This window comes from Salmonella sp. 741265050_HSA, assembly GCF_046569445.1.
GTDB classification, from domain to species: Bacteria; Pseudomonadota; Gammaproteobacteria; order Enterobacterales; family Enterobacteriaceae; genus Salmonella; species Salmonella enterica.
On sequence record NZ_JBKFSV010000003.1, the window covers coordinates 82,012 to 98,349 of the forward strand.

The window sequence follows — 16,338 nt, forward strand, 5'->3', positions numbered from 1 at the left end:
AAGGAGAAAATCATGGCTACTATTGGGTATATTCGGGTGTCAACAATTGACCAAAATATCGATTTACAGCGTAATGCTCTTACTAGTGCAAATTGTGACCGCATTTTTGAGGACCGTATCAGTGGCAAGATTGCAAACCGCCCCGGCCTGAAACGAGCGCTAAAGTATGTAAATAAAGGCGATACTCTTGTCGTCTGGAAATTAGACAGACTGGGCCGCAGCGTGAAAAACCTGGTGGCGTTAATATCAGAATTACATGAACGTGGAGCTCACTTCCATTCTTTAACCGATAGTATTGATACCAGTAGCGCGATGGGGCGATTCTTTTTTCATGTAATGTCAGCACTGGCCGAGATGGAGCGAGAATTAATTGTCGAGCGAACCCTTGCCGGACTGGCTGCCGCCAGAGCGCAAGGACGACTGGGAGGGCGCCCTCGGGCGATCAATAGACATGAACAGGAACAGATTAGCCGGCTATTAGAGAAAGGCCATCCTCGGCAGCAATTAGCTATTATTTTTGGTATTGGCGTATCCACCTTATACAGATACTTTCCGGCAAATCGTATAAAAAAACGAATGAATTAAAATAAAAATTACAACAGGATGGATATAACATTTTTGTAATACAGACGTATGGCATGAATAAACCGAAAGGGTATACGAAAAAGACAGCATCTAATAAAAAAGAGAAAAAATTCAACGCATTAACATATATAGTATAACACACTCACGATAAAGCCTATGTTATATCCAGCTATAGACGACATCGCTCAAAACACTACCAGACGCAGTGTTCACATAGAAAGGCTTTTTAATCAAACTGTTAGATGTAAGCATTTACGGATAGAAAAAGTAGTAAAGTTTATGCCTTAAGTGTCGATAACCTGGATGACACAGGTAAGCCTGGCATAACATTGGTTATCAAAAACCTTGGTTTTCAAGAACCAATAAATCGTGTGGCTGATGCGCTATAAAAATCGCAGAGCGGTGACGATATCCGCATAAGGAGCTGTTCGTTCGCAACATTCGAACGGTGACGTTAAAGCCGGTTTCATTGGCTAATGAAGACGAAGGGGACAAAATTACTACAGAGTTGATACCACAGAGATAGTCCAGGCTCGCAGGTGATACGGGATTTAACGCCGTAAAGTCTGCACAGAACACGATCTGCCGCCGGATACCATTAAATTGCCCCGCAACGCGTTATCAATACAACTACCGACGTTTCCCGTTACCTTGTTGTCGGTACGTTTACCTCATTGTCTGAAAGGTTATTTGCGAAGTTATCATTAATAATCCACGGGCGTCTGGTATTCGAATCCAGTTCCCCAATCCTGGCGCTTTGCCTTTGCGACCATACGCACGTAAATAAGCCTGAAACCAAACTTCACCGCTTAACGCTCTCCTCTTTCCCGATTTTTACGCAAAAAATCATCACATGATCAAGTGTCGTATTAGTTATTGCATTTTCCAAATGATATTGGTAATTATTATCATTCTCATTAAAGACTTGTTCGATTTATGACGTGGAGAGAGAGGATTTCTCATGCGTATTCTGTTTGTCGGTCCGCCACTGTATGGACTGCTATACCCTGTGCTGTCCCTGGCGCAAGCGTTTCGTGTTAATGGCCATGAAGTACTGATTGCAAGCGGTGGCAAATTTGCACAGAAAGCAGCCGAAGCTGGGTTGGTGGTATTTGACGCTGCGCCTGGTTTCGATTCGGAAGCGGGTTATCGCCGTCAGGAGGCATTACGAAAAGAAAATAACATTGGAACAAAAATGGGGAACTTCTCATTCTTCAGCGAAGAGATGACTGACCCACTGGTCGCGTTCGCCGGGCAGTGGCGGCCAGATCTCATCGTCTACCCTCCCCTTGGGGTCGTTGGACCACTGATTGCCGCCAAGTATGACATTCCGGTAGTGATGCAAACCGTCGGCTTCGGTCATACGCCCTGGCACATCAAAGGCGTGACGAAATCACTTTCTAATGCCTACCGCCGCCATGGGGTCAGCGCGCCACCAAGAGATCTGGCGTGGATAGACGTCACACCGCCCAGCATGAGCATACTGCAAAATGACGGAGAGCCGGTTATCTCCATGCAATACGTCCCGTATAACGGCGGCGCCGTCTGGGAAGAATGGTGGGAACGTACACCTGATCGCAAGCGTCTTCTGGTCAGCCTCGGCACCGTCAAACCGATGGTGGATGGCCTGGATCTGATTTCCTGGGTAATGGATTCTGCCGGCGAAGTAGATGCCGAAATCATCCTGCATCTTCCGGCAAACGCCCGCTCGGATTTACGTTCACTGCCGCCGAATGTCCGTCTGGTCGACTGGCTTCCGATGGGCGTTTTCCTTAACGGCGCCGACGGTTTTATCCACCATGGCGGCGCAGGCAACACCCTGACGGCGCTACATGCCGGCATTCCGCAGATAGTCTTTGGTCAGGGTGCCGACAGACCCGTCAATGCCCGCGCCGTGGTCGAGCGCGGATGCGGAATTATTCCCGGTAAGAGCGGACTTACGAGCAGCATGATCAATACCTTCCTCGGTAATCACGCGCTTCGCGAGGCGTCGCAGGAGGTCGCGGCGGAAATGGCGGCCCAGCCTTGCCCGACCGAGGTGGCAAAAAAACTGATCGCCATGCTGCAACACGGCTAACCGCGGCAGCGCAATGACAATATGGCGGCTGAACCCAGCGTGTGTCGCCATATCTCATCTTTCACCGATAAGGAGGCTTAATGCCCGCGACTCATTCCCCCATGCCCGCTCGTGCCTGGATAGTTCGCCTTGCCCGCGTGTGTTGGGAACGTAAAACACTGAGCATCATTGTCATCGTAGCATCAGTATCGACCATTTTACTGGCTGCGCTGACGCCGCTAATAACGCGTCAGGCCGTCAATGACGCGATAGCAGGCGATACGACCCACCTGCCGTTACTTGCCTGCGGCCTGCTGTTAATTGCCCTTTTTGATTTTATCGGGAATTACGTGCGCCGCGGCTATGCCGGAGAACTCTCGTTGTGGGTTCAGCATACGTTACGTAGCCGTGCGTTCGACAGTATTCAAAAACTGGACGGCGCAGGCCAGGACGCCTTGCGTACCGGGCAGGTCATTTCGCGTACCAACAGCGATCTTCAACAGGTACACACCTTGCTACAGATGTGTCCGGTGCCGCTGGCGGTGCTCACTTACTATGTGGCCGGTATCGCGGTGATGCTATGGATGTCGCCATCCATGACGCTTATCGTGATTTGCGTACTGGCCGCCCTTGCTATTACCGCCCTGCGCGCCCGTCGCCGTGTTTTCGCGCAAACGGGGCTTGCCTCAGACCGGCTGGCGCACATGACGGAGCATATGCGCGAAGTATTGGAACAGATCTCAGTGGTGAAGTCCTGCGTGGCGGAGTTACGCGAAACGCGTTGGCTCGATGGTCAGTCGCGGCAAATGGTGCGAGTACGCATCGGCGCCGCTATCTCGCAGGCGATGCCGGGCGCAACCATGCTGGCGCTACCGGTGATAGGGCAGATCGTCCTGCTGTGCTATGGCGGCTGGTCGGTAATGAATGGGCGCATCGATCTGGGAACCTTCGTTGCGTTCGCGAGTTTTCTCGCTATGCTGACCGGCCCTACCCGCGTACTGGCATCGTTTTTGGTTATCGCACAGCGCACACAGGCGTCGGTAGAGCGCGTCTTCGCGCTTATCGACACGCGTTCTCGCATGGAAGACGGTACTGAGTCGGTTGAGGGTCAGATTATCGGGCTGGACGTGGAGAAGATGAGTTTCCACTACGACAACGGTAACCGTATCCTCAATGAGATCTCGTTTTCCATTCACGCCGGTGAAACCGTGGCGGTGGTTGGCGCATCCGGCTCCGGGAAATCAACATTGCTGATGTTGCTGGCGCGCTTTTACGATCCCACCTCCGGCGGAGTATGGCTCAACACCACTACGGGTCAACAGAATATTCGCGACCTGAAACTGACGGCGCTTCGTCGTCGCGTTGGCGTAGTTTTTGAAGACGCGTTTCTGTTTGCCGGTACGGTGGCGGAAAACATCGCCTATGGGCACCCGCAAGCGACTCAGGACGACATTCGACGCGCCGCCGATGCCGCAGGCGCCAGCGGGTTCATCAATGCGCTACCGCAGGGGTTCAACACCCGACTGACCGAACGCGGAAGCAACCTCTCCGGCGGCCAACGCCAGCGTATTGCGCTAGCCCGGGCACTGATTACCGCGCCGGAACTGCTGATTCTCGATGACACCACCTCGGCGGTCGATGCCGGTACTGAAGCGGAAATTAACACGGCTCTTGGTCGTTATGCCGATAATGAGCATATGCTGCTGGTGATTGCACGCCGCCGTTCAACACTGCAGTTAGCCGATCGGATCGTCGTGCTGGATAAAGGCCGCGTCGTGGATATCGGTACCCAGGCGGAGCTGGATGCAAGGTGTCCGACGTTTCGCTCGCTGATGAGCGGCGAGGGGGATTTTCTCGCCCTTGCCCCGGCAGAACAACGTACGCTATGGCCAACAACGCAGGCGGTAAAATCCGACGACGCGCATGAGCGCCAGACACCCGCCGGAAAAGGTTTTGTCGACCGGATGACGCGCGTTCCAGAACGCGCCGTACAGATGGCGCTGGCAGGCCACGGGCGTCAAGTCTCATCGCTGCTGACGCCAGTAGCCTGGATGTTCGTCATCGCCGCCCTGCTTATCGCGCTTGATTCCGCCGCAGGCGTTGGCGTGCTGGTGCTTTTGCAGCGCGGTATTGACTCAGGCGTTGCCGCAGGGGATATGTCGACTATTGGCATATGCGCCCTGCTCGCGCTGTGCCTGGTGGCGATCGGTTGGTGCTGCTATGCGCTGCAAACGATCTTCGCCGCCCGCGCGGCAGAGTCGGTACAGCATACGGTACGCTTACGCAGCTTCAGCCACCTGCTACGCCTGAGTCTTCCCTGGCACGAGAAGCACATCGACTCGCGTCTTACTCGCATGACCGTCGACGTTGATTCACTCGCCCGATTTCTGCAAAACGGTCTTGCCAGCGCGGCCACCAGCATCGTGACGATGGTCGCTATCGCCGCGGCAATGTTCTGGCTTGACCCCATTCTTGCATTAACGGCATTAAGCGCCGTGCCTGTAGTAATGCTGGCGACGTGGATTTATCGCCGTTTGAGCTCGCCTGCTTACGCCCAGGCACGGCTGGAAATTGGTAAGGTGAACAGTACGCTTCAGGAAAAGGTCTCCGGTATGCGGGTAGTGCAGTCACACGGTCAACAGAAGCAGGAAGCCGCCAGGCTACGGGCGTTATCAGACAACTTCCGCGCCACCCGCGTGCGGGCGCAAAAATACCTTGCTGTCTATTTTCCGTTCCTGACCTTCTGTACCGAGGCTGCCTATGCCGCCGTGCTTTTAATCGGAGCGACCCGGGTCGCCGAAGGCGAAATGACGCCCGGGATACTGGCGGCGTTCTTCCTGCTATTGGGCCAATTTTATGGCCCGGTACAGCAGTTGTCAGGCATTGTTGATTCCTGGCAGCAGGCGACCGCCAGCGGCAAACATATCAATGCGCTATTGGCGACTGAGGAAACGGAGAATATTGAACCGTCCTCCATAACGCCTGGCACTGGCGGCGCGCTACGTCTGGAGGCATTGACATTCCGCTATCCCGAAAAAACGCAACCTGTGCTTGATAATCTCTCGCTCACCATTCCGCCAGGAACGGTAGTCGCGGTGGTCGGACGTAGCGGCGCCGGCAAATCGACGCTGATCAAGCTGCTGGCCGGGCTCTACTCTCCTGGCAGCGGGCAAATCCGTGTCGGTGAGCGCCTAATTGATGCCGCGTCGCTTAGTGATTATCGTCGCCAGACGGGGCTGGTCACTCAGGATGTCGCATTATTTAGCGGCGATATTGCCGAAAATATCCGCTATTCGCGGCCAGACAGCAGCGACACGGAGGTGGAGATCGCGGCGCGACGGGCGGGACTCTTTGAAACTGTGCAACATCTGCCGCTGGGGTTTCGTACTCCGGTCAATAACGGCGGCACGGATCTGTCCGCGGGCCAGCGTCAGTTGATTGCCCTCGCCCGCGCGCAACTGGCGCAGGCGCACATTCTGCTGCTCGACGAGGCGACAGCGCGTATCGACCGCAGCGCCGAGGAGCGCTTAATAACCTCGCTTACCGGAGTGACGCATACCGAGAAACGCATCGCGCTTATCGTCGCGCACCGGCTGACCACCGCTCGCCGCTGCGATGTGATTGTCGTAATCGATAAAGGATGTATCGCTGAATATGGCAGCCATGAGCAGTTGATAGCGGCTCATGGCCTGTATGCTCGTCTGTGGCGGGACAGCATCGGCCAGACACACGATACGCAAGGAGAGGTCGTAGGATAGTTTTTATCGCCACGATTTACGCAAAAGAAAGCCCGCAAGCGGCTGTTCCTGTAACAGCCGCTTTAACTATTGATACTGACCGAAATATAAACGAGATGGAATACAAAGAATGAGACTGAGCCCGCCCGTCGCTCCTGTCGCTATACAGACCGCTACGCGCCTTCGCCGTCAACTCGCCGCCGGAAGCCAGGTTGACGCTTCTCACTTCTGGCGAGAAGCAAACTCGCTCGCACTGCCGCTGGTGACAGCCATTAACGGCGCAGACGATGAACGGGAAGTCACCTTCCTGTGGCGTGCCGCCTCTCCTCTGCGGGGGGTTTATGTTCGCCTGAACCGTGTCACCGATAAAGATAACGTGGCGAAAGGTATGATGACGCAACTGCCCACAACGGATATCTGGCATCTGACACTTCGCTTACCGGCGTCCTACTGCGGTTCCTATACGATGGTCGAAATACCACCGGAAACCCCGGACGAGACGGTGTTGCAGCTTGGAAGCCGTTTCGCCTCCCTTGTCGGGAAGGCGGACCCGCTGAACAGCACGCCGGGAATAAATGTTCGGGGCAATGCGCAGGAGTCCGTTCTGGCGTTGGATCATGCCCCGGCACAGGAGGAGTGGTCAGGCTGTCGCGCTTACGCCGGGCAGCTTTTCACCTCAGAGCATCGGCTCGCCGGACAACGTCGCCGTGTGCGGCTGTATCTTCCTGACGTTCCTGTCGAACAACCGCTGGGCTTGCTGGTACTCACGGATGGCGAGATCTGGTTCGACCATCTTGGGGTAAGCGCCGCCATTGACGCCGCCATCCGCAGCGGACGCATCGCGCCGGTGGCCGTACTCGGCGTTGATAATATCAATGCGCGTGAACGCGTCGCAATCCTCGGCGGTCGCCGCGAGCTGGTGCTCGACATTGCCGAACGCCTGCTGCCAACCCTTCGCGCCAAATACCCGGAACGACAGTGGGCGGACCGTACACAAACGGTGCTGGCAGGGCAAAGCCTCGGCGGCGTGACCGCGCTGATGGCGGCCCGCCACGCGCCAGAGAGCTTCGGCCTGGTGCTGAGCCACTCCCCCTCAATGTGGTGGACGCCGGACAACCGCAATCGCCCGCCCCATTTCAGCGCAGAAGAGCGCTCATGGGTCAGCGAACATGTGTTATCCGCGCCCTCGCCAGCCGTACGTACGCATCTGTGCGTGGGATCGCTGGAAGGTTCGACGGTCCCGCAGGTCAAACAGTTGCATGAAAAATTGCGCGCCGCCGGCGTTGAAAGCCATTGCAGCGTGTACACCGGCGGTCACGATTATGCCTGGTGGCGCGGCGCGCTGATTGACGGATTACGTCTACTGCCCCGATAAAACTTCACCTGCCAAAAAGGAATCACATCCGATGTATGGTCGCCAGTACCACAACAAGTGCTATCGCATGGCGCTATTTTTAGTGAGTTTTTGTTTTAGCGCGCTGAGTTATGCGCAGCCGGATATGCAGCCATTAGGACCGAATATTGCTGATAAAGGTTCGGGATATTACCATTTTAGGGTCAATGACTTTCAATCTGCCGATGGCGCAAGACATTACCGGGTATGGACCGCTATCCCCAATAAAGCCGCCCCGCCGTCGGGTTATCCTGTCTTATATATGCTGGACGGCAACGCAGTGATGGACAGACTGCCGGAGACGCTGCTCAAACAGCTGGCAGACCACTCGCCGCCGGTGATTGTGGCGATTGGCTATCAGACTAACCTGCCGTTTGATCTTAACGGCAGAGCTTATGACTATACGCCGGCGCCGGGAATCGATCGCGAAGGCAGTGAAAATAACCCGCGTTTTCATCGTAAAACCGGCGGCGGGCCAGCGTTCCGCCAGCTACTGGAGAGACATATCGCGCCGCAGGTGGAACAAGGAATAACCATCAACCCCGAACGGCGCGGGGTATGGGGACATTCTTATGGCGGCCTGTTCGCTTTGGACTCCTGGCTGTCGTCATCCTTCTTTCATATCTATTACAGCGCCAGCCCGTCACTCAGCAGGGATAACTTTGTCCTGTTGAATCGCCTTACGACAGTGAAGCCGTCGCTGTTCTGCCATAAAAAACTCATCATAATGGAAGGTTCAGCGTCGAATGGGGATAGCAGGCAACGCCAGATGGCCGAGCTCCTGCAAAAAGTTCAGGAGACCGTGAGAACGCTTGAGAACAACGGCGTTAACGCGGCCCTGCAGCATTACCCGGGCCTGGGCCACGGGCCCATGTTTAACGCCTCTTTTCGCAGTGCATTGCTGGATATCAGTCGCGAACCGGCAAGCCAAAAACCACGCTGCCATTAACCCGCCGCCAGAATATGCTCGCCAGCGGCGGGCATAATCCATCAAAACGAGGCCGTCACACCGGCATAATAAGCCCGCCCCGGTTCGTTATAGGTATTTGCCCCTTCGGCGGAGCGATAGATCTGTTTATCGAAGATATTGCTGATACCGACATTAAGACGCAGGTTCTTATTGATATCGTAGTTAACGTTAGCGCCGACCAGTGAGTAAGCCCCCAGCGCTTTCCCGGACAATACTTTGGTCTCTTCACTACGCGACTCCGCATGTGTTCGCGGTTTTTGCTTGCCGTATAACGTCCAGTTGACGTTAGCGGAGAGCGCGCTGGTGATAGTCCAGTCGAGGAAGGTATTCACCGTATATTTCGGGATTATCGATAAGGGATTGCCGGTATCTTTTTGCTCAGACGCGATCATATAAGTCGCATTGGTATTCCAGTTCAGACGGTCCGGCATCAGCGGAATAGCCATGCTGGCTTCAATACCTTCAATCAGCGCTTTACCGCCGTTCTGCCACTGCAATACATAAGCGCCAGATGCGCTTCTGCCAATAATTTTATCACCTGCGACAATCTTATTCTGATAATCGTTACGGAAATACGTGACGCTTGCGTGGTAATCGTCTACGGTAAATTCCAGCCCAATCTCTTTATTGATGCTAATTTCAGGATCGAGGTTCTTATTACCGACCAGGTAACAGCCGCCCGACGTAATATCTTTTGGACAACCGTTGCCTTTCGAATAGAGTAAATACCCCTCACTGGTTTGATACAAGTTCGGTGCCTTAAAGGCACGGGCAATACCGGCTTTCACCTTGACGTATTCACCTAACTCCTGGGAAAGGTTAAGACTGGGACTAAAATTACTCCCGGATTCGCTCAAATAGTCAAAACGCAGACCCGGAATAATATTGGTACCGGCCATGGGTTCGATATTATCTTCAACGTACAGCGCACTGATTTCCGATTTATTTTTGCTGCTACGGTTAGCCGCCGAACCGGATATCCCGGCGATATTGCTATCCTTAACCGTCAGACTGGTAGAGGAAGGATCGTTCAGTTCATCGCGGTTCCACTCCGCGCCGACGGTGAGCGTTTGCTCAAATAGCCATATCACCGGGACATTCACCTCGCCGCTGGTGCGATACGAGGTCAGGCGGTTAGTGGTGAACGTCTGGTCGTTGGTAATACGCCCCTCGCCGCCGCCGGAGAGCCCCTCATTCATGCGGGTATTATCGGTTTTTTCATAGTAGAACCCCAGGCGGCTTTGCCCCCAGTCCCAGATGCCGTTATGAGTTAGACCGTAATTCTGCCGGTACAGGCGATTGGTCTCCCGCCCGGACTGCGCGAGACTTTTGGTAACCGCGTTTGAAGTACTGTTTTGCGTATCGCCGGCATAGATATTCCCCTGCCGACTGTATCCCGCTTCAAAATCAAGGATTTGCTGCGGGGTCATTTTCCATGAGAAGACGCTATTAATATCTTTATTGGTGACCCCCTCCCGTCCGGCGGCATTCTTGGTACCGGCGGAGGAGTTAATATCCCAGCTGTCGGCATCGGTTCTATTGAGATTACCGTACAGGCGCATCGTCAACGTATCTCCAGCCAACGGGCCGCTAAGGCTAAAGTTACCCCGCCGGGTATCACCTTCTTTGCTGCTTTCCGGCTGGTTGGTATAGAGCGACAGCGAGCCGTGCCAGTCATTAGTGGGGCGTTTGGTGATGATATTCACCACCCCGCCTGCGGCACCGGAGCCATAGCGAGCGGCGGCGGGCCCACGGATCACTTCAATACGTTCTACCATCTCCGGCGGTACCCAGTTTGTATCGCCACGGGTGTCGCGTTCTCCGCGCCAGCTATAGCGAACCGAATTTCGCGACGTCACCGGCACGCCGTCAATCAGCACTAAGGTATTTTCCGGCCCCATACCACGAATATCAATTTGTCGGTTATTTCCGCGCGTCCCCGAGGCGCTATTGCCGGTAAGATTAACCCCAGGCATCTTACGAATAATATCGGCAAGATCGTTAACGGGAGGATTCTTCTGAATATCGTCACGAGTAATAATCGAAACGCCCGGCTGTTGCTTTAATACTTGCTCGGCGGTGGATTCAACCACCATCGTTTCGCCGTTGTCGTCAGTAGATTCTGCTGCTGATAATGGACTATTAACCCCTGTAGAAACCACGGTTATTAACCAGATGAACTTCTTAACTCTCATACCCATTCCCTAAATAATGTCTAAAGTAGCGCTGTTGCCCTCAAGCTCACATCCTTGCCAGGTTACGTCTATATAGTAATTATTATCATATGCTAATGATAATAATTATCATTCAATTAAGAAAAAGGCAATCTTTCGACCGCAAAAATCTGGTAATAAAAAACGGAAATGGGATTTTGCAATATGACTCTCTGTCCGGGCTCCGCTTTGCCAGTAAATCCGGGAAGGGTGGCAGAATGCGCCTACTGAACGAAGGTTTTACAAAACAGAAATAGATGAAATAAAACTATTTTTCAAAGCGTTAATGATAATAAACACCCAGGTAAGATGGTATAGTGCGGTTCAGAGTTCACCGGCGCTTCCCTGTCGACGGCAAACCGTTCTTACAGTTTGCCGTCAGGGTAATGGCGGGATCGGATACGATTGTAGTCATTCGATATTTGATGATGAAAGTGATGTTGGCGCCAAAATACAAAGCGCCTGGTAATATTTATCAGGCGCTTTGCAGACAGAAAACCATCAAACATCGGTTTCTCGTTCTCCAGAAGCTACTGGAAAATATGACAACCCACAGTTAGTGGGTTTTACTGCCGTGTCTTGAGAAGTACCTTCTTGTATTCCCAAGTCGTCCAGGAGACGCCGCAACCAATAAAGTTCAATCGCCTGCACTTTTCTCTGTCGTTTGTCTTCCCTTTCAGAAGGCGGGCGAATATCAGACTCATGAGTACATGTAACACAATAACCTTTTAACTCTATCCACTTAGGCTTAGGGGGATCCTTAGGCTCGGGAGGCGTCGGGCTGGCAACGCACGAACAGGCACTTATACATCCAGGCATAACGTTTTCCTTTTCAAACAATTCGCTTTAGTTGGAAGTTCTACTTGAGAAAATAGAAATGGTTATTCAGATATTTTTACCGTCGCATACTCCTGTAATAATAAAAGATACTGTAAACAATTTACTCCCAGCTACTATTCAGTAGCAGATTGTCATTCTTACATTGCTTTTATTTCAGATTTACGTCAAATAGGGCTAAATATTTTCACTATAAAATACGTTAAAAAGTGTTTGTGTACTTGTAGACATTGTGGCGTCTTCGGTACGCAAATCGGTTAGTGTACAATCTTTAAAACTGGTATTTCTTAAATTAGCCTCAGACAAATCAGCCCCGTCCAGGTTCGTAGCAGTAAAACTAGCCTTTTGCAGGTTTGCCCGAGTTAAGACAGCGCCTTCCATAATAGCAGCCATTATAGTAGCACCCTTTAATGTCGCACCGCTCATATCGGCACGTATAAGGGTTGAGCCTGAAACATTAGCGTGATCCATATTCGCACCGGAACAATTACATTCTACCATGCTACAGCCTAACAGACTTGTGTGTTGTAAATTGGCGCCAGTAAGATTAGCGCGATCGAGGGTAGCGCCACACATAATGCTATCTTCCAGACAGGCGTTCGTTAAGTTACTGTCGCCTAATGATGCTCCCGATAGATTTGCGCCCTTAAAATTTGCACCGTCACAATCCGCCATAAACAGTATTGCCCCCTCTAAATCTGCGCCGCTTAAGTCTGCGTCACATAAATTTTCTGCCGTCAGATTTGCTCCGGTAAGGACAGCGCCTTTAAGATTCATGCCTCCCTGGGCAGTTAATATTACAGAATCCTGAGGGAGAGAAAATTCGCATCTGAATAGTAAAGCTCGACATACTTTTTCAAAAGAGGCAAGCGGAATTTCTCTCGTCTCAGAATGGTCACCTTTACTGACCCGTACAATAACTTGTCCAGCTTCGTTATTCTCACCAGGAAGATTAAATTCGACACGACACCCATCCATATCCTCCAGTATGATGTTTTCTGGCAACGGAGCACCTCTGTCAGGCATTGAACTTTTCAATGTATCAGCCATAGTGTCTATCAATTCCTTATACTGTGCTTCATTTTTCCGACGCACCCCACCACAGGTAAAAAAGTTAATGATATATTCCAGAATGGTTTTGGGAGAGGTGGCTTGCCGCATAGCAGCAGAAGTCCCCGCGCCAAAAGCAGATGTAGCCATACCAGCCAGACTATCGAGTGAACGCTGCATAATATTTTCTCCCAGAGAGAGCAACATGGTACATGATAAAATTTATCATATAGATTTGCATTTAGAGATAAGGTGAATACCCCCTTTGCGTCTGGTTACATAATCACGCATCACGACGCGTTGCTGTCTGACTTACACAATACCAGCCAAATAAATATATTGGCTTATACTCGTCATACTTCAAGTTGCATGTGCTGCGGCTGCGTTCCCTCACCCCAGTCACTTACTTTAGTAAGCTCCTGGGGATTCGCTCGCTTGCCGCCTTCCTGCAACTCGAATTATTTAGAGTATAAACATTATTTAAAATAATAAACACGGCATTCGTTTTAATACTACGTTCAGGACTCATCCCACTCATTAGCAGAAAACCTATTAAAAAGCGTGTTCAGGCGTTTTATTGCTACCATTGATAAACTGTTTAACAACGTCGTCTGTACAGGCCTTCTTCGTTGCCTTTACGTTTAACTCAATCAGGCTACCGTCTCGGTTATAAGTCTATCGAGTAGTAGGGACGTAGTATGACGATGCAGCAAAGTGATATGGAAAGATATAATCCATTATTAATGTTAAAAGAAGTCATGGCGCAGACGCCTTATCGCCATAAACGCTGGGGAGAGCGTAAGTTTCGCTATAAATTTGTATTACGTTGCCTTATTAACCCCGTAACGACAATTAAATACTTCAATGAATTATGCCATCTGTCTCAGCCCAGAACGCTGATCATTCATCGTCCCCTATTGCCGGCAAAAATCCAGCGGCCCTATTTGTATACCGGGCTTAGCATACGTTGCCGGGCAAAAGCTATTCTGGAACACTACCAGTTCGTTCAGTCCTTTCCGGAAAGTAAAATTAAAAAGATCCTCCTGTCCGAGGAACAAATCTTGCTCGCTCACCTTGAAGGAAAAAACGACGCTCTGGTAGACATCTACTGCGGTCCCTGTGGCTATGACAGAGAAGGTGAGCTGACATTAACGCTGTGCTTCAATGATACGCCGTTGGCACGTTTATCATTTTCCTTTATCCGCCATGAAGGGAAGCAAATAGCGCTGGTTGCCGGGTTACAAGGGCCCAGTAAACATGTCGGCCCACAAGTCATACGTAACGCCACCAAAGATTGTTACGGTCTCTTTCCTAAACGGATGCTGTATGAAGCTTTTGCAACATTGATGCAGGCCTGTAATATCGACGAGATTTATGCGGTAAGTGAAAACAACCATGTTTATCGTCAACTCAGGTACTTATTCCAGAAGAAAAAAACTTTTGTGGCCAGCTATAGTGAATTCTGGGAGTCGCTAAACGGCGTTAAGAAAGGTGCCTTATATCATCTGCCATCACAGGTGATGCGTAAAGCGCCTGAAAGTATCCCCAGCAAAAAACGCGCAGAGTATCGGAAACGCTATCATATTCTGGATACAATAATACAAGAGGTTAACAGCCTCTCCCGGTAGAACTATTTCATACGCGGATGCGCAGATCCTGCTACCGTTCAGCGGATCTCTTTGAAATCTGTATCGCTACTGGATGGTTAAATACAGAATGGCTTGCGAGTGAAAAGCGCGGCATTAAACCGTCGCTTTCACTCATGCTATGATCAACATCTTAATCTTATTCCCTTCACCATAACGTCATCGATTAGCATGTTAACCATTAAATACAAGCTAAACATTTTTCACTTTTTTATTTGGTTGAGCGAAAAAATAATACAAAATAGAATTTTCAGTAAGCTAAGTCAGGAGTTTTGGTGAAAATACAAGAAGTTAAGCGTATATTAACCCGCTGGCAACCGTCTTCCTTTTCCCTATACCGGGAGGTGTTTACGCAATACGGCGGTAGTATCAATATGCACCCAGATATTGTGGATTATTTCATGAAGCGCTATAACTGGCATTTTAAATTCTTCCACTATAAAGAAGATGATAAGATTAAAGGCGCCTACTTTATCTGTAATGATCAGAATATTGGCATCCTGACGCGCAGAACCTTCCCGCTATCTTCAGATGAGATACTTATTCCGATGGCGCCAGATTTACGCTGCTTCTTGCCCGATCGTACTAACCGACTTTCGGCGTTGCATCAGCCACAAATACGCAATGCCATATGGAAACTCGCCAGAAAGAAACAAAATTGTCTGGTCAAAGAAACGTTCTCTTCTAAGTTTGAAAAAACACGCCGTAATGAATATCAGCGGTTTCTTAAAAAAGGCGGAAGTGTAAAAAGCGTTGCTGATTGTTCTTCTGATGAACTGACTCATATTTTTATCGAGTTATTTCGGTCTCGTTTCGGCAATACTTCATCCTGCTATCCCGCTGATAACCTTGCCAACTTTTTTAGTCAACTGCATCACCTTCTGTTTGGGCATATTCTTTATATTGAAGGGATACCCTGTGCATTTGATATCGTATTGAAATCTGAAAGCCAGATGAACGTCTACTTTGACGTATCTAATGGTGCAATTAAAAATGAGTTCAGGCCACTCAGTCCCGGCAGCATACTAATGTGGCTAAATATTAACCGTGCCAGACATTACTGCCAGGAAAGACAAAAAAAATTACTTTTTTCCATCGGCATACTAAGGCCTGAATGGGAATATAAGCGCATGTGGTCGACCCCCTATTTTACCGGAAAATCGATTTGCTAAAAAGAAAGCCTGGACGTAAATATGTTTTTTACGTCCAGATTTTTCATAAGTCCTGATGAACTGATAAAAAACGAAAGTTTAATCATAATTTGAAAAATAAGTTAACCACCATATAATCATAATGACAATTACTCGAAATTCACTTACACTACACTCGGTTTTACGGAATTGATTAACACAGTATGTTACAGATAACGTGCTAAAAAGCGTGCAGCGGTTATACATTTTCATATGTGTGTGTCATTAACCTGGCGTCAGGAACAGATGATGATGACAACTACCCTTTTATCTCTTCTGGCCTGGCATACCGTCAGTAGATTAAAGGAGTAGCCTTGCTTTATGGCATTACAAAAATGCGGGTGGGGTCTATGCTCAATGTATACGTTATTTGTAACAACGCTCTTGTGCATAAACAATACGTTATTGCCAACAGCACTGAACGGGTACAGTGGTTCTTGCTGACAACAGGCTTAAAGATCGCCTTAACACGGGATACCTGATAACTGGATTATATTATGACACATGCAGACTGGCTGATTCTTGGGTATACAACTGTTATTATTATTTTTGGTATTGTATGTTATATCGGATTGCTTAAATTGATAACGAAAGGCAAGCATGAAAAATAACGCACTTACCAGGAAGAATATACTCTCAGGAGATAAAATGCTTCGGCAAT

Annotated in this window: 9 protein-coding genes; 7 read left to right on the top strand and 2 right to left on the bottom strand. The window is 50.2% G+C overall.

Annotated elements, in window-relative coordinates:
• The first annotated feature begins 12 nt into the window (after positions 1-12).
• The 5 genes from hin to ACLD4F_RS08730 all read left to right on the top strand — a co-directional run bounded on the left by hin (position 13) and on the right by ACLD4F_RS08730 (position 8,720).
• On the top strand, positions 13-585 hold the full coding sequence (gene hin, locus ACLD4F_RS08710) for a flagellar phase variation DNA invertase Hin (protein ID WP_000190917.1): 573 nt from the start codon (positions 13-15) through the stop codon (positions 583-585).
• A 961-nt stretch (positions 586-1,546) separates the two neighbouring features.
• Positions 1,547-2,662, top strand: coding sequence for a salmochelin biosynthesis C-glycosyltransferase IroB (iroB, locus tag ACLD4F_RS08715; RefSeq protein ID WP_001221109.1), 1,116 nt, complete (start codon positions 1,547-1,549; stop codon positions 2,660-2,662).
• An 80-nt stretch (positions 2,663-2,742) separates the two neighbouring features.
• Positions 2,743-6,399: a salmochelin/enterobactin export ABC transporter IroC gene (iroC, locus tag ACLD4F_RS08720; protein WP_411010795.1), complete on the top strand. Its 3,657-nt coding sequence runs from the start codon at positions 2,743-2,745 to the stop codon at positions 6,397-6,399.
• A gap of 109 nt (positions 6,400-6,508) precedes the next feature.
• Positions 6,509-7,753, top strand: a complete 1,245-nt coding sequence (locus ACLD4F_RS08725) for an esterase family protein (protein ID WP_079981845.1) — start codon at positions 6,509-6,511, stop codon at positions 7,751-7,753.
• A gap of 31 nt (positions 7,754-7,784) precedes the next feature.
• The gene (locus ACLD4F_RS08730) at positions 7,785-8,720 is read left to right on the top strand and encodes an alpha/beta hydrolase (protein WP_079943997.1); all 936 of its coding nucleotides are present in this window, start codon (positions 7,785-7,787) and stop codon (positions 8,718-8,720) included.
• A gap of 41 nt (positions 8,721-8,761) precedes the next feature.
• On the opposite strand, the gene ACLD4F_RS08735 is transcribed toward ACLD4F_RS08730, so the two are convergent.
• Positions 8,762-10,936 (bottom strand): TonB-dependent siderophore receptor, encoded by a 2,175-nt coding sequence (locus ACLD4F_RS08735; protein ID WP_411010796.1) that lies wholly within the window; start codon positions 10,934-10,936, stop codon positions 8,762-8,764.
• 1,032 nt (positions 10,937-11,968) lie between these two features.
• Positions 11,969-13,021 carry an SPI-2 type III secretion system effector PipB2 gene (gene pipB2, locus ACLD4F_RS08740; RefSeq protein WP_350389711.1) on the bottom strand — a complete coding sequence of 351 codons (1,053 nt, stop codon included), beginning with the start codon at positions 13,019-13,021 and terminating at the stop codon, positions 11,969-11,971.
• Between the two features lie 518 nt (positions 13,022-13,539).
• Between pipB2 and ACLD4F_RS08745 the strand changes: the two genes are divergently transcribed.
• Positions 13,540-14,469, top strand: a complete 930-nt coding sequence (locus ACLD4F_RS08745; RefSeq protein WP_023201825.1) for a VirK family antimicrobial peptide resistance protein — start codon at positions 13,540-13,542, stop codon at positions 14,467-14,469.
• 293 nt (positions 14,470-14,762) lie between these two features.
• Complete coding sequence (locus ACLD4F_RS08750) at positions 14,763-15,659, top strand: antimicrobial resistance protein Mig-14 (RefSeq protein WP_076727041.1); 897 nt, start codon at positions 14,763-14,765, stop codon at positions 15,657-15,659.
• The last annotated feature ends 679 nt before the right edge of the window (positions 15,660-16,338 follow it).